Source organism: Streptomyces sp. NPDC037421, from assembly GCF_055602105.1.
This window is the reverse complement of sequence record NZ_JBVJWV010000035.1, coordinates 41,692-65,474: the sequence shown is the minus strand read 5'-3', so window position 1 is coordinate 65,474 and position 23,783 is coordinate 41,692. Positions and strand designations below refer to the sequence as shown.

The 23,783-nt window shown below is 75.7% G+C and carries 7 protein-coding genes; 3 read left to right on the top strand and 4 right to left on the bottom strand.

Going from position 1 to position 23,783, the window contains the following annotated elements:
- Positions 1–30 precede the first annotated feature (30 nt).
- The gene (locus ACZ7IF_RS33140) at positions 31–14,835 is read right to left on the bottom strand and encodes an SDR family NAD(P)-dependent oxidoreductase (protein ID WP_470979232.1); all 14,805 of its coding nucleotides are present in this window, start codon (positions 14,833–14,835) and stop codon (positions 31–33) included.
- A gap of 312 nt (positions 14,836–15,147) precedes the next feature.
- On the opposite strand from ACZ7IF_RS33140, the gene ACZ7IF_RS33135 reads away from it, so the two are divergent.
- Together ACZ7IF_RS33135 and ACZ7IF_RS33130 are read left to right on the top strand one after the other, a co-directional pair.
- Complete coding sequence (locus tag ACZ7IF_RS33135; RefSeq protein ID WP_470979230.1) at positions 15,148–16,179, top strand: 3-oxoacyl-ACP synthase III family protein; 1,032 nt, start codon at positions 15,148–15,150, stop codon at positions 16,177–16,179.
- Positions 16,176–17,942, top strand: a complete 1,767-nt coding sequence (locus tag ACZ7IF_RS33130) for a 3-hydroxyacyl-CoA dehydrogenase family protein (protein WP_470979227.1) — start codon at positions 16,176–16,178, stop codon at positions 17,940–17,942. Before ACZ7IF_RS33135 ends, ACZ7IF_RS33130 begins: the two co-directional genes overlap by 4 nt.
- A 137-nt stretch (positions 17,943–18,079) precedes the next feature.
- Here ACZ7IF_RS33130 and ACZ7IF_RS33125 read toward each other — a convergent pair whose 3' ends face one another.
- A complete protein-coding gene (locus ACZ7IF_RS33125) occupies positions 18,080–18,565 on the bottom strand; it encodes a GbsR/MarR family transcriptional regulator (RefSeq protein WP_470979224.1) in 486 nt (161 codons plus the stop codon).
- 81 nt (positions 18,566–18,646) lie between these two features.
- Between ACZ7IF_RS33125 and ACZ7IF_RS33120 the strand changes: the two genes are divergently transcribed.
- A complete protein-coding gene (locus ACZ7IF_RS33120; protein ID WP_470979221.1) occupies positions 18,647–19,567 on the top strand; it encodes an ABC transporter ATP-binding protein in 921 nt (306 codons plus the stop codon).
- A 19-nt stretch (positions 19,568–19,586) separates the two neighbouring features.
- On the opposite strand, the gene ACZ7IF_RS33115 is transcribed toward ACZ7IF_RS33120, so the two are convergent.
- Together ACZ7IF_RS33115 and ACZ7IF_RS33110 are read right to left on the bottom strand one after the other, a co-directional pair.
- A complete protein-coding gene (locus ACZ7IF_RS33115) occupies positions 19,587–20,921 on the bottom strand; it encodes an AMP-binding protein (RefSeq protein ID WP_470979218.1) in 1,335 nt (444 codons plus the stop codon).
- 77 nt (positions 20,922–20,998) lie between these two features.
- The gene (locus ACZ7IF_RS33110; protein ID WP_470979215.1) at positions 20,999–23,626 is read right to left on the bottom strand and encodes an AfsR/SARP family transcriptional regulator; all 2,628 of its coding nucleotides are present in this window, start codon (positions 23,624–23,626) and stop codon (positions 20,999–21,001) included.
- Positions 23,627–23,783: the final 157 nt, after the last annotated feature.

Sequence of the window (23,783 nt, the reverse complement as noted above, 5' to 3'; positions counted from 1 at the left end):
GTCCTTCCCTGTTCTCGCGGTCGCCGGGGATCAGGAGACCCCGAGCTCGTTCTGGATGAAGTCGAGTACCTCGTCGGCCGAGGCCGACTGGAGCCGGTCCGCCACGTCCTCCCCGCCGGCGGATGCCGTCGGCGCGGAGGCGGACGCCGCCGCCTTCCAGCGCTGGAGGAGTTCCTCGATGCGGCCGGTCACCTCGTCGTGTCCGGGTGCCTCCGGGTCGGCGGCGAGCACGGCCACTTCGAAGCGGCCGAGTTCGGCGAGCAGGTCGGCGCCGGGGGCGGCGGCGGCCTCCTCGGGCACCAGCTCGTTCAGCAGGTGCTTGGCGAGCGTGCCGGCCGTCGGGTAGTCGAAGATCAGCGTGGGGGGCAGCCGCAGTCCGGTGACGGCCCCCAGCCGGTTGCGGAACTCGACGGCGGTCAGCGAGTCGAAGCCGAGCTCCTTGAAGGTGCGGTCCGCGCCGACGGCGGCGGGCGCCCCGTGCCCGAGGACGGTGGCGACGTTGGTCCGCACCAGGTCCAGCAGCAGGTGCTCCCGCTCCGATTCCGGCTGGGCGGCGAGCCGCCGGCCCAACGGCTCGGCGCCCTCGGCGACGGCCGGTCCGGCGATGCGGCGTGCCGGGGCGCGTACGAGGCCCTTGAGCACGTCGGGCAGGGAGCCGTCGCGGGCCTGCCCGCGCAGTCCGGCCAGGTCCAGCCGGACGGGGGCGAGCAGTGGCTCGTCCTGGCGCAGGGAGTCGTCGAGGAGGGCCAGGCCCTGCTCGTTGGTCATGGGCAGGAAGCCGGACCGGCCGAGGCGGGCGAGGTCGGTGGTGTCGAGTCCGGCGGTCATGCCGCTGGACTCGGCCCAGTGGCCCCAGGCGAGGGAGACGCCCGGCCGTCCGTGGGCGCGCCGGTGCTGGGCGAGGGCGTCCAGGAAGGAGTTGCCCGCCGCGTAGTTGGCCTGGCCCGCGTTGCCGAGGACGCCGGCCGCCGACGAGTAGAGGACGAAGGCGGTGAGGTCCAGGTCGCGGGTGAGTTCGTGCAGGTTGACGGCGGCGTCGACCTTGGGCCGCAGTACGCGGGCCAGCCGGTCGGCGTCGAGCGAGCCGAGGACCCCGTCGTCCACGACTCCGGCGGTGTGGACCACCCCGCGCAGCGGCCGGCCGGCGGGGACGGCCGCGAGGAGGGCGGTGAGCGCGTCGCGGTCGGCGGCGTCGCAGGCCACGACCTCGGCCGTGCCGCCCAACTCGGCTATCTCCGCGACCAGTTCGGCCGCGCCGGGGGCGTCCGGGCCGCGCCGGCCCGCCAGCAGCAGGTGCCGTACCCCGTGCGTGGTGACCAGGTGCTTGGCGACCAGCGCGCCCAGGGTCCCGGTGCCACCGGTGACCAGGACCGTACCGGCCGGGTCCCAGCCCTGCGGAACCGTCAGCACGATCTTGCCGGTGTGCTTGGCCTGGCTCATGAACCGGAACGCCTCCGGCGCCCGCCGGATGTCCCACGCGCGGACCGGCAGCGGCCGCAGCACACCCGCCTCGAACAGCCGGCCCAGCTCGGCGAGCATCTCGCCGATCCGCTCCGGACCGGCCTCCATCAGGTCGAAGGCCCGGTAGCGCACGCCCGGGTAGGCGTGGGCCACGTCCTGCGGGTCGCGGATGTCGGTCTTGCCCATCTCGATGAAGCGGCCGCCGCGCGGCAGCAGCCGCAGCGAGGCGTCCACCAGTTCCCCGGCCAGGCAGTCCAGGACCACGTCCATGCCCCGGCCGCCGGTCGCGTGCGTGAACCGCTGCTCGAAGGAGGTCGAGCGGGAGGACCCGTAGTGGGCGCCCTCCAGCCTGACCTGCCGGCGCAGTACGCCCCACTTGCCCTCGCTGGCCGTGCCGAACACCTCGGCCCCCAGGTGGCGGGCCAGCTGGACGGCGGCCATGCCCACGCCGCCGGCCGCCGAGTGCACGAGGACGCGTTCCCCGGCCTTCAGCCCGGCCAGGTCGACCAGCGCGTAGTAGGCGGTCAGGAACACCGCGGGCACGGAGGCGGCCTGCTCGAAGGACCAGCCCTCGGGCATCCGCGCCACCATCCGCGCGTCGGCGACGGCCACCTCGCCGAAGGCGTGCGGGACCATGCCCATCACCCGGTCGCCGGGGGCGAGGTGGGTGACGCCCGGGCCCGTCTCCGTGACGACGCCGGAGGCCTCGCTGCCCAGGACGATCTTGTCCGGGTACATGCCGAGCGCCATCAGGACGTCACGGAAGTTCAGACCGGCGGCGCGGACCGCGATCCGCACCTGTCCGGGGGCCAGCGGCTCGGCCGCCTCCGGGAACGGGGTGAGGGCCAGGCTCTCCAGGGTGCCGCCGCCGGTGGTGTCGAGCCGCCAGTGCGGGGCGCCCTGCGGCGGGGCGAGCAGGGCTCCCGCGTCGGCGCGGGCGAGGCGCGGGACGAGGAACTCCCCGTCGCGGACGGCGATCTGGCCCTCGCCGGTGGCGACGGCCGGGATCACCGGGGCGTCCTCGACGGCGGTGTCCGTGTCGATGAGCACGAGCCGGCCGGGGTTCTCGGCCTGTGCGGAGCGCACCAGGCCCCAGAGCCCGGCGTGCGTCAGGTCGGTGACGTCCTCGCCCGGGCGGGCCGCGACCGCGCCGCGCGTCGCCACGACCAGGCGGGACGAGGCGAACGCGGGCTCGGCGAGCCAGTGCTGGAGCGTGCTCAGCAAACCTGCGGTGGCCTCCCGTACGCCGTCCGCGCGTACGGCGGTGCGCGTCCGGGCGACCGGCAGCAGCACCGCGTCGGGGGCCGGGGCGCCGCCCGCGATGGCGGCGGCCAGCGCCTGGAGGTCGGCGTGGGCCGGCAGGCCCCCCTCGTCCGGGTCGTCGGCCGGGGAGCCGAGCACCGCCCAGTTCAGCTGCGGTGCGTCCGCGGCGGTGGCCGTCGTCCAGTCGACCCGGTACAGGGCGTCCTGGTCGGCCGACCTCGCCCGGTGCAGCTGGTCGTGGGAGACCGGCAGCAGGGTGAGGGAGTCGATGGTCGCGACCGGCAGCCCGGCCGGGTCCACGACGGTGACCGCCACGGCGTCGGCGCCCGCGGGCACCAGGCGGACCCGTACGGCCGAGGCCCCCTCGGCGTGCACGGTCACCCCGCTCCAGGCGAAGGGCAGCCGCAGACCGCTGTCGGCACCGGACGCGACGTCGAGCAGCATGCCGTGCAGGGAGGCGTCGAGCAGGGCCGGGTGCACGCCGAACGCGGCGGCCTCCTCCTGCCGGGCCGGGTCGAGGACGACCTCGGCGTAGACCTCCTCGCCGGACCGCCAGGCGGCCTTGAGGCCCTGGAAGGCGGGCCCGTAGGCGTAACCGGCCTCGGCGAGGCCCTCGTAGAACCCGCGCAGGTCGACCGGCCGCGCCCCGGCCGGCGGCCACACCGCGAACTCCGCACCGGTCGGCGCGGGCGCGGCGGCGGTGAGGGTACCGGTGGCGTGCCGGGTCCACGGCAGGGCCGCCTCGGCGCCTTCCGGCCGCGAGTGGATCACGACGCTGCGGGAGCCCGACTCCTCGTCCGGCGCGCCCACGGCGATCTGGAGGCGGGCCGCGCCGCGCTCGGGGAGCGCGAGCGGGGCTTCCAGGGTCAGCTCCTCCAGGCGGCCGCAGCCCACTTCGTCGCCCGCGCGGAGCGCGAGTTCGACGAAGGCGGTGCCGGGCAGCAGGACCGTGCCGGCCACCGCGTGGTCGACGGCCCACGGAAGGGTGTCGGCGGACAGCCGGCCGGTGAGGACCAGCCCGTCTCCGTCGGCCAGGTCGACCGAGGCGCCGAGCAGGGGGTGGGCGGCGGAGGTCAGGCCGAGTCCGGCCGCCGCGCCGTTCGCGGTACGGGAGGGGGCGAGCCAGAACCGCTCGTGATCGAAGGCGTACGTCGGGAGGTCCACCCGGCGGGCCGGGCGGCTCGCGAGGAGCGGGGCCCAGTCGACGGGGAGGCCGCGGGTCCAGGCCTCGGCGAGGGCGCCGAGGAAGGCCTCCGGCTCGGGGCGGTCCTTGCGCAGCACCGGGGTCAGCAGCCCGGAGAAGGCCTCGGGAAGGCTCTCCCCCGCCATCGCGGCGAGAACGCCCTGCGGACCCAGCTCCAGGAAGTGGCCCACGCCCTGCCCGGCCAGGTGGGCGACGCCGTCGGCGAACCGGACCGCTCCCCGGACGTGCTCGACCCAGTAGTCGGCCGTGAACTCGGTGATCTGCTCACCGGTGACGTTGGAGACCACCGGGACGGCCGGGGTCCCGTGGGTCAGGGTCTCGGCCACCTCGCGGAACGCCTCCAGCATCGGCTCCATCAGCGGCGAGTGGAAGGCGTGCGAGACGGTCAGGCGCTTGGTCTTGCGGCCCCGGTCCGCGAGCGTGGCGGCGACGGCCAGGACGGCGTCCTCGGCACCGGAAACCACCACGGACTCCGGGCCGTTGACCGCCGCGATGTCGACACCGGCCGACAGCAGCGGGCGTACCTCCTCCTCGGTGGCACGGATCGACACCATCGCGCCGCCCTCCGGCAGGGCGCCCATCAGGGCACCGCGGGCCGCCACCAGACGAGCCGCGTCCGCCAGGGAGAGGACGCCTGCCACGTGCGCGGCGGCGATCTCACCGATCGAGTGACCGGCCACGAAGTCCGGACGCAGGCCGAAGGACTCCGCCAGCCGGTACAGGGCCACCTCGATGGCGAACAGGGCGGGCTGGGTGTTCTCGGTGCGGTGGACCTCGTCCCCGCCGCCGAACACCAGGTCCTCCAGCGGCAGGTCGAAGTGCGCGCACACCTCGTCGAACGCGGCCGCGAACACCGGCTGCGCCTCGTACAGCTCACGGCCCATGCCCGGACGCTGCGCACCCTGACCCGAGAACAGGAAGGCGATCCGCTCGCCGGTGCCCGTGAGGCCCTGCGTCACGCCGGGCGCGCCCGTGCCCTCGGCGAGGGCGCGGAGTCCGGCCGCGAAGCCGTCGCGGTCCTCGGCGAGCACCACCGCGCGGTGCTCCAGCGGCGACCGGGTGGTCAGCAGCGCGGTGGCGACGTCCGCGGCCGGGACGGAGCCGTCCAGGTCCAGCAGCCGTGCGGCCTGGCCGCGCAGTGCTCCGGCGCTGCGCGCCGAGACCACCCAGGGCAGCAGCCGGGCGGGCTCCTGCTCCGTGGCGGGCGCGGGCTCCTGCGGGCCCTCTTCGATGACCACGTGGGCGTTGGTGCCGCTGATGCCGAACGAGGAGACGCCGGCCCGGCGCGGGCGGCCGGTCCGCGGCCACTCCACGGACTCGGTGAGCAGCTCCACGGCACCGGCCGACCAGTCGACCTCGGGGGTGGGCTCGTCGACGTGGAGGGTGCGCGGCAGCACGCCCTCCCGCATCGCCATGACCATCTTGATGACCCCGGCGACGCCCGCGGCGGCCTGGGCGTGCCCGATGTTCGACTTCAGGGAGCCGAGCAGCAGCGGCCGGTCCTCGGGCCGGTCCTGCCCGTAGGTGGCGAGCAGGGCCTGGGCCTCGATGGGGTCGCCCAGGGTGGTGCCCGTGCCGTGGGCCTCGACCGCGTCCACGTCCTGCGGGGCGAGCCGGGCGTTGGCGAGGGCCTGACGGATGACGCGCTGCTGGGCGGGGCCGTTGGGGGCGGTGAGGCCGTTGCTGGCGCCGTCCTGGTTGGTCGCCGTACCGCGCACCACGGCGAGGACGCGGTGGCCGTTGCGGCGGGCGTCGGAGAGCTTCTCCAGGAGGAGCACGCCCACGCCCTCGGCCCAGCCGGTGCCGTCGGCGTCGGCGGAGAAGGACTTGCAGCGGCCGTCGGCGGCCATGCCGCGCTGGCGGCTGAACTCGACGAACACGCTGGGGGTGGCCATGACGGCCACGCCGCCGGCCAGCGCCATCGTGCACTCGCCCTGGCGCAGGGACTGCGCGGCCAGGTGCAGGGCGACCAGCGAGGAGGAGCAGGCGGTGTCGACGGTGACGGCCGGGCCCTCCAGCCCGAAGGTGTAGGCGACGCGGCCGGAGACCACGCTGCCCTGGGTACCGGTCAGGCCGTATCCCTCGACGCGCTGCGGGTTCTCCTCGACGCGGAAGGCGTAGTCGTGGTGCATGGCTCCGGCGAACACGCCGGTGCGGCTGCCGCGCACGGTGTCGAGGTCGAGCCCGGCCCGCTCGAAGACCTCCCAGGAGGCTTCCAGCAGGAGCCGCTGCTGCGGGTCCATGGCGAGGGCCTCGCGCGGCGAGATCCCGAAGAGGACGGGGTCGAAGTCGCCCGCTCCGTAGAGGAATCCGCCCTCCCGGGCGTAGGTGGTGCCCAGCCGCTCGGGGTCGGAGTCGAAGAGGGTGGCGAGGTCCCAGCCGCGGTCGGTGGGGAAGCCGGCTACGGCGTCACGGCCTTCGGCGACGAGCCGCCACAGGTCCTCGGGCGAGCCGACCCCGCCGGGGTAGCGGCAGGCCATCCCGACGATCGCGATCGGCTCGTCATGGGCGGCGGCGGCCGGGGCGGCGGCGGCCGGTCCGTCGGTGCCGGCGGCCGGTGCTCCGTCCTGTGCGCCGAGCAGCTCGGTGAGCAGGAAACGGGCGGCCGCGTTGATCGTGGGGTGGTCGAAGACGATGGTGGCGGGCAGCCGCAGGCCCGTGGCGGCGCCGAGCTGGTTGCGCAGTTCGACGGCGGTGAGGGAGTCGAAGCCGAGCTCCTTGAACGCCTTGTCGGGGCGGATCGCCGACGGGTCGGCGTGGCCGAGCACCGCCGCGACCCGGCCGCGCACGAGGTCGAGGAGTTCGCGTTCCCGCTCGGCAGCGTCGAGGGCGGCGAGTCGGCGGACCAGCGAGGAGACCTCGGCCTCCGGGGCGGCCGCCTCGACGGCGCGCCGGGCGGTGGTGCGGACCAGGGAGCGCAGCAGTGCGGGCAGCATCCCGGAGGCGGCGCGGGTGCGCAGGGTCGCCGCGTCCAGGCGTACCGGGACCAGCAGGGGGTCGCCGGGGGCGCGCAGCGCGGAGTCGAGCAGCGCGAGGGCGTGGTCGGAGGCCAGCGGCAGGATGCCGGCGCGGGTCATCCAGCCGAGGTCGCCGTCCTTGAGGTGGGCGAGCATGCCGCTGGACTGCTCCCACAGGCCCCAGGCGAGGGCGGTGGCGGGCAGGCCCTGGGCGTGCCGGCGGTGGGCGAGGGCGTCCATGAAGGCGTTGGCGGCCGCGTAGTTGGCCTGGCCGGGGTTTCCGAAGACACCCGCGATGGAGGAGAAGAAGACGAGGGCGGTGAGGTCGAGGTCGCGGGTCAGCTCGTGCAGGTTCCACGCGGCGTCCGCCTTCGGGCGCATCACCGCGTCGAGGCGCTCGTCCGTCAGCGAGCCGACCAGCCCGTCGTCCAGCACCCCGGCCGCGTGGACCACACCCCTCAGGGGACGGTCCGCCGGGACGCGCGCCAGCACGGAAGCCAGCGCCTCCCGGTCGGCGGCGTCACAGGCCACGACCTCGGCCGTACCACCCAGCTCGGCGATCTCGGCGACCAGTTCGGCCGCACCTGAGGCGTCCGGGCCGCGACGGCCGGCCAGCAGCAGGTGCCGGACGCCGTGCGTGGTGACCAGGTGCTTGGCGACCAACGCACCCAGCGCACCCGTACCGCCGGTGACCAGCACCGTCCCCTCCGGGTCCCAGACGGCGCCCTTGGCGGACACGTCAGTGGCCCGGACCAGGCGCGGGACGAGCAGGGAGCCGTCGCGGACGGCGAGCTGGGGTTCCCCGGTGGCGAGTGCGGCGGCCAGGTCGGTGCTGCCGTTGTCCCACGGGTCGAGGTCGACCAGGACGAAGCGGTCCTGGTTCTCCGTCTGGGCGGAGCGCAGCAGACCCCACAGCGGGGCGTGCACGAGGTCGATGACGTCCTCGCCGGCGCGTACGGAGACGGCGCCGCGCGTGACGACCACCAGCCGGGCGGCGGCCAGCCGGTCCTCGGCGAGCCAGTCCCGGACGAGGCCGAGGGCGGCGGCCGTCGCCGCGCGGGCGGCTTCGGCGGTCCCGGCTCCGTCCGTGTCCGCACCCGTGGCGGGCGGGCAGGAGAAGACGACCGTCGAGGGGACGGCGAGCCCCTGGTCGAGGGCGGCGGTGAGGTCGGCGAGGCGCGGGTAGGCGGCGCCGCCCAGCTCGGTCCGGTCGGGGAGCGCGTCGGCGTCCCCGGTGGCGGGGACCGCCGACCACTCGACGCGGTGGAGTCCGTCGCGGTGTGCGCCGCGCAGGGCTCCGGCGGCGACGGGCCGCAGCACGAGCGACTCGACGCGGGCCACGGGGCGGCCCTCGGCGTCGGCGACGTCCAGCGCGACCGTGTCGGTGCCGAGGGGGGTCATGCGCAGGCGGAGGGAGGCGGCCCCGGTGGCGAGGAGGGACACGCCGCTCCACACGAACGGCAGCCGGACGCCGGAGTCCTCGCCGCGGGCGGCGCGGACGAGCTGCTCGGCGTGCAGGGCGGCGTCGAGGAGGGCGGGGTGCAGGCCGAAGGCGGCCGCCTCCTCGCGCTGCGCGGAATCCAGCGCCACCTCCGCGTACACCGTCCCGTCCACGGCCCAGGCGGCCTTCAGACCCTGGAAGGCGGGCCCGTACGCGTAACCGGCCTCGGCAGCCCGCCCGTAGAACCCCTCCACGTCGACGGGCCGGGCCCCGGTCGGCGGCCACACCGCCAGGTCCGCGCCGGTCGCGGAGGCGGCGGCGGGGGCCAGGAAGCCGGTGGCGTGGCGGGTCCAGGCGGTGTCGGTGCCGGCGTCGTCGGGCCGTGCGTAGACGGCGACGGAGCGGCGGCCGGAGCCGTCGGGGGCTCCGACGACGGCCTGGACCTGGACGGCTCCGCGGGGCGGGAGCACGAGCGGGGCTTCGAGGGTGAGCTCTTCGAGGTGGGCGCAGCCGGCCTCGTCACCGGCACGGACGGCCAGTTCGACGAAGGCGGTGCCGGGCAGCAGGACGGTGTCCAGCGCGCCGTGGTCGGCGAGCCAGGGGTGGCTGCCCAGGGAGATCCGGCCGGTCAGCAGGAAGCGGTCACCGTCGGCGACCCGTACGGACGCGCCCAGCAGCGGGTGCCGGGCCTCGGCCAGGCCGGCCGCGGACACGTCGGCGCCGCCGGTGTCCGGTGCGTCGAGCCAGTGGCGTGCGCGCTGGAAGGGGTAGGTGGGCAGCTCGGTCGCCGCGTGGGCGCCGGAGCCGGTGAGGACGGAGGTCCAGTCGACGTCGACGCCGCGGGTCCAGGCGGTGGCGAGGGAGGTGGTGAACCGGGTGAGTCCGCCCTCGCCACGGCGCAGCGTGCCCGTCGCCAGGATCTCCGCGCCCGCCGCTTCGGCCGTCTCCACCAGCCCGTACGTGAGGACCGGGTGCGCGCTCGACTCCACGAAGGCCCGGAAGCCGTCGGCGAGGAGGGTGCGGACGACGGGTTCGAAGGAGACGGGCTGCCGGCAGTTCTCGTACCAGTAGGCGGCGGTGAGTTCGGAGCCGTCGAGGGCCTCGCCGGTGACGGTGGAGTACAGCGGGACCGAACCCGTCCGGGGCTCCACGAAGCCCAGCAGGTCCAGGACCCGCTCCCGGAGGCGGTCGACCTGCGCGCAGTGGGAGGCCACCGTGGACGGGATGACCTTCGCGCGGACGCCTTCGGCCTCCAGGGCGGCGACGAGTTCCTCCAGCGGGGCGACCTCGCCGGCGACGGTGACCGTACCCGGACCGTTGATCCCGGCGATCGAGAGCGCGTCCCCGTACCGGGCGATACGCTCCCGGACCGCGTCCGCGCCCAGCGACACCGAGGCGACCGCGCCCCGGCCCACCAGCTCGTCGGCGAACAGCTGCGAGCGGAGCACGACGACCTTGGCGCCGTCCTCCAGCGACAGCGCACCCGAGACGACCGCGGCCGCGATCTCACCCTGCGAGTGACCCACGACCGCGTCCGGCACCACGCCCGCCGCCCGCCACAGCTCGGCCAGGGAGACCATCACGGTGAACAGGACCGGCTGGAGCACCTCGATCCGGGTCAGGCCGTCCCCGTCCCCGCGCAGCACCTCCTCCACCGACCAGTCGACATGCGCCTCCACGGCCGCCGCGACCTCCGCGAACCGGGCCGCGAACACCGGCGACGAGTCCAGGAGTTCGACACCCATCCCGGCCCACTGCGAACCCTGGCCCGGGAAGACGAACACCGTCTTGCCGCCCGCGTCCGCCACACCGGACACCAGCGGGGCCTCCAGGCCCGCCAGCAGCTCCGCGCGGGAGGAGCCCAGGACCGCCGCCCGGTGGCCGAAGACGGAGCGGTGCCCGGCGAGGGCGGCCGCGACGGCGGAGGCGGGGGTGTCGGGGTGCTCGGCCGCGTGCGTGCGCAGCCGGGCGGCCTGCTCGCGCAGGGCGTCCTCGGTCTTGGCGGACAGCAGCCATGCCACGGGGCCGTCGGCGGGTGCCGCTTCCGGCTCGGGCGACGCCTGGGCCGGCGCCTCTTCGAGGATGAGGTGGGCGTTCGTACCGCTGATCCCGAAGGAGGAGACGCCCGCGCGGCGCGGGTGGCCCGTCTCCTCGGCGGCGGGCCACGGACGGGCCTCGGTGAGCAGTTCGACGGAGCCCGTCGACCAGTCGATGTGCGGGGAGCGCTCTTCGGCGTGCAGGGTCTTGGGCAGGACGCCGTGGCGCAGGGCCAGGATCATCTTGATGACGCCCGCGACACCGGCGGCCTGCTGGGTGTGGCCGGTGTTGGACTTCAGGGAGCCGAGCCACAGCGGCCGGTCCGCGTCGCGGCCCTGGCCGTAGGTGGCGAGCAGGGCGTGCGCCTCGATGGGGTCGCCGAGCCTGGTGCCGGTGCCGTGGGCCTCGACGGCGTCGACGGTGTCGGCGGTGACGCCCGCGTTGGCCAGGGCCTGGCGGATGACGCGCTGCTGGGAGGGGCCGCTGGGGGCGGTGAGGCCGTTGCTGGCGCCGTCCTGGTTGGTGGCGGAGCCCCGGATGACGGCGAGCACCTGGTGGCCGTTGGCGTGCGCGTCGGAGAGCTTCTCCAGCAGCAGGACGCCCGCGCCCTCGGCCCAGCCGGTGCCGTCGGCGTCGGCGGAGAAGGACTTGCAGCGGCCGTCGGCGGACAGGGCGCGCTGGCGGGTGAGTTCGACGAAGAGGCCGGGGGTGGGCATGACGGTGACGCCGCCCGCCACGGCGAGGGTGCACTCGCCCTGGCGCAGGGACTGCGCGGCCAGGTGCAGGGCGACCAGCGAGGAGGAGCAGGCGGTGTCGACGGTGACGGCGGGGCCCTCGAGGCCGAGGGTGTAGGCGATGCGGCCGGAGGCGACGCTGGGCGTGCTGCCGGTCATCAGGTAGCCCTCGGTGGACTCCGTTCCCTCGTGCAGGCGCGGGCCGTAGTCCTGGAAGGTCGCGCCGATGAACACGCCGGTGTCCGTGCCCTTGAGGGCGAGGGGGTCGAAGCCGGCGCGCTCCAGGGCCTCCCAGGAGGTCTCCAGCAGCAGCCGCTGCTGCGGGTCCATGGCGGCGGCCTCGCGCGGCGAGATGCCGAAGAAGGCGGGGTCGAAGAGGGTGGCGCCGTCGAGGAAGCCGCCCGCCCGCACGTAGTGCGTGCCCGGCCGGCCCTCGGGGTCGTAGAGGCCCTCCAGGTCCCAGCCGCGGTCGCTGGGGAAGGGGCCGGTGACGTCCCGGCCGGCGGCGAGGACCTCCCACAGGGCCTCGGGCGAGTCGGTGCCGCCGGGGAAGCGGCAGGCCATGGCGACGACGGCGATCGGTTCGTCGGCGGCCGCGGCGCCGGTGCGCCGGGCTGCCGCGGCCGGGTCGGCGAGGTGGCCGAGGGCGCGTTCCACGAGGTTGCGGGCGAGGGCGACGGGCGTGGGGTAGTCGAACAGCAGGCTGCTGGGCAGGGCCAGTCCGGTGCTGCGGGTGAGGCTGTCGCGCAGTTCGACGGCGGTCCAGGAGTCGAAGCCGAGCTCGTGGAAGGTCTCGCGCAGGTCGATGTCGCGGGCGTCGTCGTGGCGCAGGACGACCGCGATGTCCGCGCGGAGCAGGTCGAGGACGGCCTGCTCGCGGCCGGCGGCGGGGAGCGCGGTGAGGCGGGCGCGCAGGGCTCCGGCGCCGGAGTCCGTCGCCTCGTCCAGGGCGTCGTCGGCGGCGGAGGCGGCGGCGGGGGCGGCCGCCGGGGACGCCACCGGGGCGGCGGGCGCCGCGTCGATCCAGTGGCGGCGGCGCTGGAAGGCGTAGGTCGGCAGGTCCAGCCGGGGAGCCGGGCCGGCCGTGCCGAGGAGGGTCTCCCACTGGAGTTCCGGGGCCGCGCCCAGGGTGTGCAGCCGGGCGAGGGCCGTGGTGAGCGACTCCGGCTCGGGCTGCTTGCCGGTACGGGCGACGGGCACGAACGCGGCGTCCTCGCCCGCGCACTCGCGTCCGGCGGAGGACAGGGCGCCGTCGGGGCCGAGTTCCACGTACGTGGTGACGCCGGCGGCGTCGAGGGCGCGGATGCCGTCGGCGAAGCGGACGGCCTCGCGGACGTGTCGCACCCAGTAGTCGGCGGTGCCGATCTCCTCGTCGGTGACGATCCGCCCGGTCAGGTTGGAGACGAGGGGGATGCGGGCCGGAGCGTAGGAGACGGAGGCGGCGACGGTGCGGAACGCGTCGAGCATGCCGTCCATGTGCGGGGAGTGGAAGGCGTGGCTGACGGGCAGCCGCTTGGTCTTGCGGCCCTGCGCGGCGAAGTGCTCGGTGAGGGCGTCGACGGCGTCCTCGTCGCCGGAGACCACGACGGAGCGGGGGCCGTTGACGGCGGCCACGCACACCCGGTCGGTGCGCCCGGCGAGCAGCGGCGCGACCTCGGCCTCGTCGGCCTGGAGGGCGGCCATCGCGCCGCCCTCGGGGAGGGCGTCCATGAGGCGGCCGCGGGCGGCGACGAGCGCGGCGGCGTCGGGCAGGGTGAGGATGCCGGCGACGTGCGCGGCGGCGAGTTCGCCGATGGAGTGGCCGACGAGGAAGTCGGGGCGGACGCCGAGGTGGCCGAGCAGCCGGTGGAGGGCGACCTCGAAGGCGAACAGCGCGGGCTGGGTCCAGGCGGTCCGGTCGAGGAGGGCGGCCGCGTCGGTGCCGGGGGCGGCGAAGGCGATCTCCCGCAGCGGGCGGGGCAGGTGTGCGTCGAAGGCGGCGCACACCTCGTCGAAGGCGGCGGCGAACGCGGGCTGCGCGGCGTGCAGTTCGCGCCCCATGCCGGGGCGCTGGCTGCCCTGGCCGGAGAAGAGGAAGGCGGTGGCGCCGGAGCCGGCCCGGCCGCGGACCAGGTGCGGGGAGGCGGCTGCGGCGGCGAGCGCGTCGAGTCCGGCGGTGAGGCCGGTGAGGTCCTCGGCGAGGACGACGGCCCGGTCCTCGTGGGCGGTACGGGTGGCGGCCAGGGCGTGCGCGAGGTCCGCGGCCGTCCCGGTGTGGGTGGCGGCGTACGCGCCGAGCCGGGCGGCCTGGGCGCGCAGGGCCTGCTCGCCGCGGCCGGAGAGCGGGAAGAGCAGTGTCCGGCCGGTCCCGGCGTCCCGGTCCCCGCCGCCATCGGGGGCGGGCGCGGGGGTCTCGGCGGTGGCCGGGGCCTCGGCGAGGACGACGTGGCAGTTGGCGCCGCCGAGGCCGAAGGAGCTGACGCCCGCGACGAGGGGGCGGGCGGGGTGCGGCCAGGGGCCGGCCTCGGTCTGCACCCGCAGCCGCAGCGCGTCGAGGTCGATGGCGGGGTGGGGGGTGCGGTGGTGGAGGCTGGCCGGCAGTTCGCGGTGGCCGACGGCGAGTGCCGCCTTGATGAGACCGGCGATGCCCGCGGCGGCTTCGAGGTGGCCGATGTTGGTCTTGGCGGAGCCGACGGGCAGCGGGTCGGCCGCGTCGCGGGCCGCGCCGAGGGCGGTGCCGAGCGCGGCGGCCTCGACGGGGTCGCCGACCGGGGTGCCGGTGCCGTGCAGTTCGACGTACTGCACCTCGGCGGGGTCGGTGCCGGCGGCCTCCAGGGCCCGGCGGATGACGTCCGCCTGGGCGGTGGGGCTGGGCACGGTGAGGCCGTCGGTGGCCCCGTCGTGGTTGACGGCGCTGCCGAGCAGGACGCAGTGGACGCGGTCGCCGTCGGCGAGGGCCCGGTCGAGGGGCTTGAGCAGGACGAGTCCGCCGCCCTCGCCCCGGACGAAGCCGTTGGCGCGCTCGTCGAAGGTGTGGCAGCGGCCGTCGGGCGACAGCGCCCCGAACCCGGCGGTGATCTCGGAACTGGCGGGCGTGACGCGCAGGTTGACGCCACCGGCGATGGCCAGGTCGGCCTCCCCGCTGAGCAGTGCCTGGCAGGCCAGGTGCACGGCGACGAGGGAGGAGGACTGGGCGGTGTCGACGGTCAGGCTGGGCCCGTTCAGGCCGAGCGTGTAGGAGACCCGGTTGGCGATGACGCCCCGGTTGAGCCCGGTGAAGGTGTGCTGGCCGGTACCCGCGCCGCCGGAGCGGCGTACGAGGTCGGCGTAGTCGTCCCAGATGGCGCCGACGAACACGCCGGTGCCGCTGTTCTTGAGGGTGCCCGGCAGGATGCCGGCGTCCTCCAGGGCCTCCCAGGCGAGTTCGAGGACGAGCCGCTGCTGCGGGTCCATGGCGGCGGCCTCGCGGGGCGAGATGCCGAAGAAGCGGGCGTCGAAGGTGTCGACGCGGTCGAGGTAGCCGCCGCGGGCGGCGGCCGGACCGGCCCCTGCGGGGACGACCTCGCGGCGCGCATCGGGCGCGTCGGTGACGGCGTCCGTCCCGTCGCGCAGCAGCCGCCAGTACGCGGCGGGGCCGTCGGCCTGCGGGAACCGGCAGGAGATGCCGATGACCGCGATCGGCCCGGTGGTACGGCCTGGTGTACCGGACTCCTCCGGAGCCGCCGTCGTCTGCCGTGCCGAATTCAGCGGGTCAGCCACGATCTCCCCCTTCGCCTGTTTGCCTGATGCGTCTTCAGGGATCCGCCGGGCGCGCGGGCGGACCGAGGACCGGGGGAATTCCATGCAGACCGTCGAGACGCTGACGTCCAGCTCTAAAGGTCGGCTAAAAACAGCTCCTGGTCACCGGCCTGCCGGACCACTAGGGGCGGCTAGGGGGCGGAGCAAGGGTTACCGCCCGGCTCGGGCTCCGAGAACCATTGCTGAATGTCCCATTCGAGCACCCCGCGGTGAATGCATTTCCCGCACTTTCCCGCGCTTTCTGCCCACCGCCACGGTGAGGAGCCGCCCGTCATGACAGCAATCGGAATTCTGGGCACCGGGTCGTATCTGCCTGCCGACACGGTCTCCAATCGGCTCGTCGCGGAACGGGCGGGGGTCACGGAGGACTGGATCCTGCAGAAGACGGGCATCCGGGAGCGCCGCTACGCGGCCGAGTCCGAGGCCACCTCCGATCTGGCGGTCGAGGCGGCGCGGGCCGCACTGGACGCGGCGGGGATCTCGGCGGCGCAGCTGTCGTGGATCGTGGTGGCGACGTCCACGCCGGATTCCCCGCAGCCGGCCACGGCCTGTCTGGTACAGCACCGGATCGGTGCGGTGAACGCGGCCGCCTTCGACCTGAATTCGGTGTGCAGCGGTTTCGTGTTCGGTCTGGTGACGGCGGCCCGGCTGCTGCCGGGACAGGACGGCGGGGTCCGCGGTCACGCCCTGGTCATCGGCGCCGACGTGTACTCGCGCATCATCGACCGCGAGGACCGGCGGACCGCCGTCCTGTTCGGTGACGGTGCGGGTGCCGTGGTGCTGGGTCCGGTGCGGTCCGGCTACGGGGTCCTCGGCTCGTACCTGGCCAGCCGTGGCGACCAGGCAGAACTGATCCACGTCGAGGCCGGCGGCAGCCGGCTGCCCGCCTCGGAGAAGACGGTCGCGGAGGGGCTGCACCACTTCAGGATGAACGGGCGCGGCGTGCGCGATTTCGTGGCCGCCGAACTGCCGCGCGCGGTCGGTGAGGTGCTGGACCGGCACGGTCTGGAGCGCTCCGCGGTCGACCACTTCGTCCCGCACCAGGCCAACGGCGTGATGCTGGGCGAGACCGTGCCCCGTCTCGGTCTGCCCCGCGCCCGTACGCACCTCACCGTGGCCGAGCACGGAAACACCAGCGCCGCCTCCATTCCCCTCGCCCTCGACGAGGCGTACCGGTCCGGGGCGTTCCGGGACCGGGACGTCGTGCTGCTCGCCGGTTTCGGCGGCGGCATGTCCCTGGGCACGGTTCTCGTCCGCTGGGACGAGGAGGCGGCTCCCGCTCCCCGAAAGGACTCAGCAGCATGACGGCAGCATCCGCGGCACCCCTTCCCGGTGCCCTGCCCTTCACCGCGGTCGCGGTGATCGGCCTCGGTACGGTCGGATCCGCGCTGGCCCGCTCGCTCGCCTCGGCGGGCGCCCGGGTGGTGGCGGTGGAGGCCGACGGTGACGCCCTGGCCGGCGGCCGGGAGCGCGTCGAGCGCGGGCTGGAGGATCCGGCGGCCCGGGCCCGGATCACGTACACGGCCGATCTCGCGGCCGTCACGGGCAGCGAGCTGGTCGTGGAGGCGGTGCCGGAGGACTTCGCGCTGAAGACGGAGGTGCTGCGGCGGGCCGACGGACTGTGCGGTCCTCAGGCGGTGTTCGCGACGACGACCTCGTTGTCGGTGACCCGCGTGGCGGCGGCGTGCGGGCGGCTGCCGCGCACGGTCGGCCTGCACCCGGTCGGGCACGCCCCGGACGGCGGTGTGGTCGAGGTGGTGACCACGCCCCTGACCGAGCCGTCGGTGGGACGGGCCGCCGAGGAGCTGGTGGGTGCGCTGGGCCGGACGGCCCTGTGCTCCAGCGACCAGCCGGGCTTCACGGGCGGCGGGCTGCTGATGGCCTACCTGAACGGCGCCGTCGCGATGTACGAGCGCCGTTACGCGTCGCGCGACGACATCGACGCGGCGATGATGCTGGGCTGCGGGCTGCCGCTGGGGCCGCTGGCCCACCTCGACCTGATCGGTCTGGACACGGCGCGCGACACCCTGCGCGGCCTGTACGAGGAGACGGGGCAGGCGCAGTTCCTGCCGCCGCCGCTTTTGGACCACATGGTGACGGCGGGGCTGCTGGGCGCGAAGGCGGGCCGGGGGTTCCACACCTGGCCCGAGGGCCCGGCGGGTCCCCGGGCCGCGGCCGTCCCGCAGGGGGGCCGGGCGGGAGGTTCCGCGCGGCCGTCGCGGCCGGTGCGCAGCGTCGGGGTGATCGGGTCCGGCACGATGGCGTCGGGCATCGCCGAGGTGTTCGCCCGGTCCGGGTACGCGACGCGGCTGGTGGCCCGTACGGACGTACGCGCGAAGGAGGCGCTGGACAAGGTCGCGGGTTCCGTGGAGCGCGGGGTCAAGCGCGGCCGGATCAGCGCCGAGGACGGCCGGGCCGCGCTGGAGCGGCTGGTTCCGGCGGACTCGCTGGAGGCGGTGGCGGACTGCGACCTGGTGGTCGAGGCGGTCGCCGAGGAACTCGCCGTCAAGCGGGAGGTCTTCCGGGGGCTGGACGCCGTGTGCCGTCCGGGTGCGGTACTGACGACGACGACGTCGAGCCTGCCGGTGGTGGAGTGCGCGGCGGTCACCTCGCGGCCCGAGGACGTGCTCGGCATGCACTTCTTCAATCCGGCTCCGGTGATGCGGCTGGTGGAGGTGGTCGGCACGGTGCTGACGGCGCAGGACGCGCTGGGGACGGTCCACGAGGTGTGCGCGCGGCTGGGCAAGCACCCGGTCGGGATCGACGACCGGGCCGGGTTCATCGTCAACGCCCTGCTGTTCCCGTACCTCAACAGCGCGGTGCGGCTGCTGGAGGAGCGCCGGGCGGTGGCCGGGGAGATCGACGCGGTGATGACGCGGGGCTGCGGCTATCCGATGGGGCCGCTGACGCTGCTGGACACGATCGGCCTGGACGTGTCGCTTCAGATCCAGAACAGCCTGCACGCCTCGTTCCGGGAGCCGTCGCTGGTGCCGGCCCGGCACTTGGAGCACCTGGTGGACGCGGGGTACCTGGGCCGCAAGAGCGGCCGGGGCTTCCACACGTACTAGAAGAGTCCCTCCCCCGGTTACCGCCGGGAGGTGCCTCCGGGAGCGTGCGGCACCGGGTCTCCTCGGTGCCGCACGGTCCTCGCGGTGGCCGCCGCGTCCTTGGCGGGCGGCCCCGGCCCGGAACGCCGCCCGGACGGTCACCCGCCCCGGTGAGCGCGCCAGCGGTCCATCAGCGAGTCCAGTTCCGCCTTCACGAAGTTGAAGAAGTCGGCCGTCTCCTCGGCCCGCAGGCCCGCCGGTGTATCGGGACCCAGCACCTCCACCCCCTGCTTGAGGGTGGCCGCCCAGCGGTTGAGCATCTGGTCCCGGTTGGTGACCGTCTCGTACCAGAGGTCGGCGTGGACCCGGTAGATCTCCCGCCGCTCGCCCGGCGCCCGTTCCCGGCCGACCATGTGCATCTGGGCGAGGTAGCGGACCGCGCCCGAGACCGCGGCCGGGCTGACCTTCAGGCGCTCCGAGAGCTCCGCGGCGCTCAGCGCGCCCGCGTCCTCGGCGAGCAGGCACGCGAAGACCCGGGAGGGCATCCGGGGCATCCCGGCGGCCACCAGGTCGGCGGCGAACCGTTCGACGAAGGCCGAGACCCCCTCGCTGTAGCCCCGCTGTTCGCTGGCACTGGTGTCCATACCGTCTCCCCCGTGATCGATCGTCAGACGATATTCTTCGCTGTCTTCACGATATTCTGAAACTCGGGTATCTTCCGACATGTGACGAAGGCAATCGAGATTGCCGGACTGTACAAGTCGTTCGGCCGCACGCACGCGCTGAAGGGCCTGGACCTGACCGTCGAGAAGGGCGAGGTGCACGGCTTCCTCGGCCCCAACGGCGCCGGCAAGTCCACCACCCTGCGCATCCTCCTCGGCCTGATCCGCGCCGACCGCGGCCACGTGCGGCTGCTGGGCGGCGACCCCTGGCGCGACGCGGTCGCGCTGCACCAGCGGATCGCGTACGTGCCCGGCGACGTGAACCTGTGGCGCAACCTCTCCGGCGGGGACGCCGTCGGCTTCCTCACGGGGCTGCGCGACAACACCGACCCCCGGTTGGCCAAAGAGCTGATGGACCGCTTCGAAGTCGACCCGGGCAAGAAGGGCCGCACGTACTCCAAGGGCAACCGGCAGAAGCTCGCCCTGGTCGCCGCCTTCGCCGCCGACGCCGAGCTGCTCGTCTTCGACGAACCCACCTCGGGCCTCGACCCGTTGGCCGAGGAAGTCTTTCAGAGCTGTGTCGGCGAGGCCACCGACGAGGGCCGTACGGTGCTGCTCTCCAGCCACGTCCTCACCGAGGTCGAGGCACTGTGCGACCGTGTCAGCATCGTCCGGGACGGGCGCACGGTCGAGACGGGCACGCTCGCCCGGATGCGGCACCTGTCGCGCACCTACGTCACGGCCGAACTCGCCGCCCCCGTCGAGGGCCTGGCGGACCTCCCCGGCGTCCACGGCCTGGAGGTGCACGGCGCGGAGGTCACCGCCGAGGTCGACCACGAGCACCTCGGCACGTTCCTGCGGGTGCTGTCCCGGACGGGCGTGCGCAGCCTCGTCAGCCGGCCCCCGACCCTCGAAGAGCTGTTCCTGCGCCACTACCGCCCCGAGGCCGAGCCGGCGCCCGCCGGGTCCCCGGGGCCGGGCTGAGGGCCGCGCCGGCGCCGCCTCACCCCTCACCCGACAGCAGCAGGCGCTTCTGGGTCTTGCCCATCGCGTTGCGCGGCAGCGCGGCGACGAACCGCACCTCGCGCGGCCGCTTGTGCACCGAGAGGCGTGCGGCGACGAAGTCGGTGAGCTCGGCCCCGGTCACCTCCGAGGCCACGACGAACGCCACGACACGCTGGCCCAGGTCGGAGTCCGGGACCCCGACCACGGCGGCCTCGGCCACGCGCGGGTGGTCCAGGAGCGCGTTCTCGATCTCGCCCGCCCCCATCCGGTAGCCACCCGACTTGATCATGTCGACAGAGGCCCGGCCCACGATGCGGTGCGTGCCGTCCGCGTCGATCGCCGCGATGTCGCCCGTACGGAACCAGCCGTCCTCGGTGTACGAGGCCGCCGTGGCCTCGGGACGCCCCAGGTAGCCGGAGAACAACGTGGGCGCGGTCAGCTGGAGTTCACCGATCTCCTCCCCGGGCCCGGCCGCGATCCGCGTACGGACGCCGGGCAGCGGCGTCCCCACCGCACCCGGCCGCAGCGGGCCGCCCGCGCGGCCGCTCACCGTGATCAGGGTCTCCGTCATCCCGTACCTCTCGACCGGCCGGATCCCCGTCAGCTCCTCCAGGCCGCGGAAGACCCGCTCCGGCAGCGGGGCGCTGCCCGAGACCAGCAGCCGCGCGGAGCGCAGCGCCCGGGCCCGCTCCGGCTCGCCCACGACGCGGGACCACACCGTGGGCACCCCGAAGTACAGGCTGCCGCCCGCCTCGGCGTACGCGGCCGCGGTGGGCCGGCCGGTGTGCAGGAGGCGGCTGCCGGTGCGCAGCGCGCCGAGGACGCCGAGGATCAGGCCGTGGACGTGGAACAGCGGCAGCCCGTGGACCAGGGTGTCCTCGGCGTTCCACTGCCAGGCCTCGGCGAGGGCGTCCAGGCCGGCGGCGATGGCGGCGCCGCCGAGGACGACGCCCTTGGGAGCGCCGGTGGTCCCGGAGGTGTAGAGGATCATCGCGGGGGCGTCGGGCGCGGGTGCGGGGCCGCTCCAGGCGGCCCGGCGGGCGAAGTCCACCGTGACGGGGCAGGCGCCCGAGTCACGCAGGATGTGCTCGCGTTCGGCGACGCCCGCGTCGGGCGGTACGGGCACCACGGGCACTCCGGCCAGCAGGCAGCCGGCCACCGCGGCGACGGTCTCCAGGGAGGCCGTGGCCTCGACCGCGACGGCGGGGGCGCCGGCCACGTCGGCGGCCACCGCTCCGGCCGCGCCCAGCAGTTCCTCGTACGAGGCGGTCCGGCCGGCGACGGTGACCGCGTCCGCACGGTCCCCGTACGCCCCTTGCAGTGCCGTGAGCACGGATGTCTCTCCTTACGTCGGTACGTGGTGACGCGTGGCGCGTCGGTCGGTCCTTCGGCGGTACGGCGGCGTGCGGCTCAGGCGGCGGCGCGCAGGCGCCACACCCCGGGCCGGGTCTCCGTCCAGTCCGGCAGCGGGAGGCCGCCGCGCACCTGGCGCAGCCAGCGGACCGCGTACGCCTCGCGCCGCCGGTCGCCGAGCCGCGCCGCCAGGGCCAGGCACTGCGCGAAGTGCGGCTCCGCGGCGGCGGGGCCCTCGGTCTCCAGGGCGAGCAGGGCCCGGACCCGGCGGGCCTCGTAGTGGTCGCGGGGGTCGGCGGGCGCCGTGTCGAGGACCTGGCCGATCAGCCGGGCCGCTTCCGTGACGGCCGAGGAGTCCAGGCTCAGTTCGGCCAGGCCCGTCAGGGCGCGGTCGCGCTCGGGCCGGGCGTCGGCGCCGTCGGCGGCCCTCAGGGCCCGCCGGTAGAGCCCGCGGGCCACGTCGGCCCGGCGGCGCTGCCAGGCCAGGTCGCCGAGCGAGCACAGCAGCCGGGACTGGGCGCCGAGGTCGCCGCAGTGTTCGGCCGCGTCCAGGGCCCGGGTGTGCGCGCGTTCCCAGTCGTCCCAGGCCGCGTGGGCCTCCAGGGGGGCGGTGAGGCCGTCGGCGAGGCGCACGGTGTGGCCCCAGAGTCCGGCGGCGTGTGCCCGGTCAAGGGCCGAGGTCAGTGCGGTGCGGCGGTGCGCGAACCACTCGGCGGCGTGCGGCAGTCCGTCGGCCTCCCGTGCCTCGGCGGCCAGGGCGTCGGCGAGCCGGGCCACGGCCCGCGCCGCCTCGCCGGGGGGCTCCTCGGCGTTGAGGAGCTCGCCGGCCAGCAGCCGCCACAGCACGTGCAGGCGGTAGGCGCCGCGGGGTTCGGCCCGCAGCAGCCGGGCTTCCACGAGGCTCTCCAGCACGGCTTCGGCGGCCGGTTCGGGCGTGCCGAACAGGGCGGCCGCGTCGGCGGCGGGGAAGGGGCCGGCGGGCAGCAGCCCGAGCAGCCGGAAGGCGCGCCTCAACGGTTCGCCGGCCTCGTCGTACGCGCCTCGCAGGGCCGCGTCCAGGCCGGGCTGCGCGGAGCGGAGTTCGGCGAGCCGGGCGTGTTCGCCGGACAGCCGGGCGGCCAGGGAGGCCACGCTCCAGTGCGGGCGCGCGGCCAGCCGGCCCGCGAGGGCCCGTACGGCCGACGGCAGCCGCCCGCAGGCCTCGACGACGGCGGCGCAGGCCCCGTCGGGCCCGTCGTCCTCCCCTTCCCCGTCGCGGCCCGACGCGGCCAGCAGCAGCCGGCGGGCCGGCGCCGGGGCGAGGACGTCCAGCAGGTGCACCCGGGTGACCGGGACCGCCGGGGTCCGACGGCCGGTCAGCAGCGCGGTGCTGCCGGGGGTCGTGGGCAGCAGGGGGCCGGCCTGCTCCGCGCCGGCCGCGTCGTCGAGCACGAACAGCATCCGGCGGCCCAGGGTGAGCCGGTCCAGGGTGCGGCGCAGCCCGTCGAGGTCGTCGGGCAGCGGCCCGGTGACCCGGCAGCGGCGCAGCAGCAGGGCGAGGGCGGCGGCGGGGGCGAGCGGTTCGCCGGTGTCGTCGCGCAGGGTCAGGAACACCCGGCCGTCGGGGAAGAGGTCGCCGGCGCGGTGCGCGGCGGCCAGGGCGAGGGCGGTCTTTCCCGCGCCGGCGGGACCGGTGAGCGCGACGCAGCCGCCCGCGGGGACGTCCCGCAGGAGCGTCCGAAGCGCGGCGAGGTCCTCGTCGCGCCCGGTGAACAGCGGGTCGGACGCGGGGAGTTCATCGAGCGGCCCGGTGTCCGGCGGCATTGTGGGGTCCTGCCCCGCGGTCGGCGCCGCGGCGGGGGCGGCCGTGGTGCGGCCGCCCGCGGTCACCACGGACCGCGCCGGGTCCGCCCGGTACGGTCCGGCGCCCGAGGGGCGCAGCAGTGCGGTGTCCCCGTCGAGGATCCGGCCGTGGAGCTGCTGCAGGGGCGGCCCCGGCTCGATCGCCAGTTCGTCGACGAGGGTGCGCCGCAGCCGGGCGAAGGCCTCCAGCGCGTCGGCCTGCCGGCCGGTGCGGTAGAGCGCCACCATCAGGTGGGCGTGGAACTCCTCGCGCATGGGCAGCTCGGTGGCGAGCGCCCGGAGTTCACCGACGAGGTCGTGGTGGCGGCCCAGTTGCAGATCGGCCCGGATGCGCTGCTCCAGTGCGGCCGTGCGCAGTTCACCGAGGCGGATCGCGGTGCTGTCGAGCAGCGCCCCGTGGGGGGTGTCGGACAGCAGGGGGCCGCGCCAGAGCGCGAGCGCGCGGCGCTGGAGGTCGGCGGCGTCCCCGGCGTCATGGCGGGCCATGGCGGCGCGGCCCCGGGCGTGCAGGTCCTCGAAGGCGGTCAGGTCCAGCCGGTCCGGGTCCAGCCGCATGAGGTAGCCGGGCGGCCGGGTGACCAGGCAGTCGCGGCCCGCGTCGGGGTCGGCGGCGTGCAGGAGCTTGCGCAGCTGCGAGATGTAGACCTGGAGCGTGGTCGTCGCGGTGCGCGGCGGGTCCTCGCCCCACAGTTCGTCGATGAGGCTGCCCACGGACACGATCTCGTTGGGCCGTACGAGCAGCGTCGCGAGCACCACGCGGATCTTCGCCGCGCGGGGCGTCACGCGGTGCGCGTCCGGGCCGGCCGCGTCCACCTCCAGTGGCCCCAACACCCGAAATCGCATGCAGCCCCCGTTCGTCGGCACTCCGGTGGCACGGGTGGCGGCAGACTCCCCCAGCTGCCCGGCCCTCGTCACCCTAGGGCCGGGTGCACCCCCGGCTTCGGACAGCCGGACCCCTGATCCGGCGCCGCGCACCCTGGCCCGGGACCCGCAAGCCATG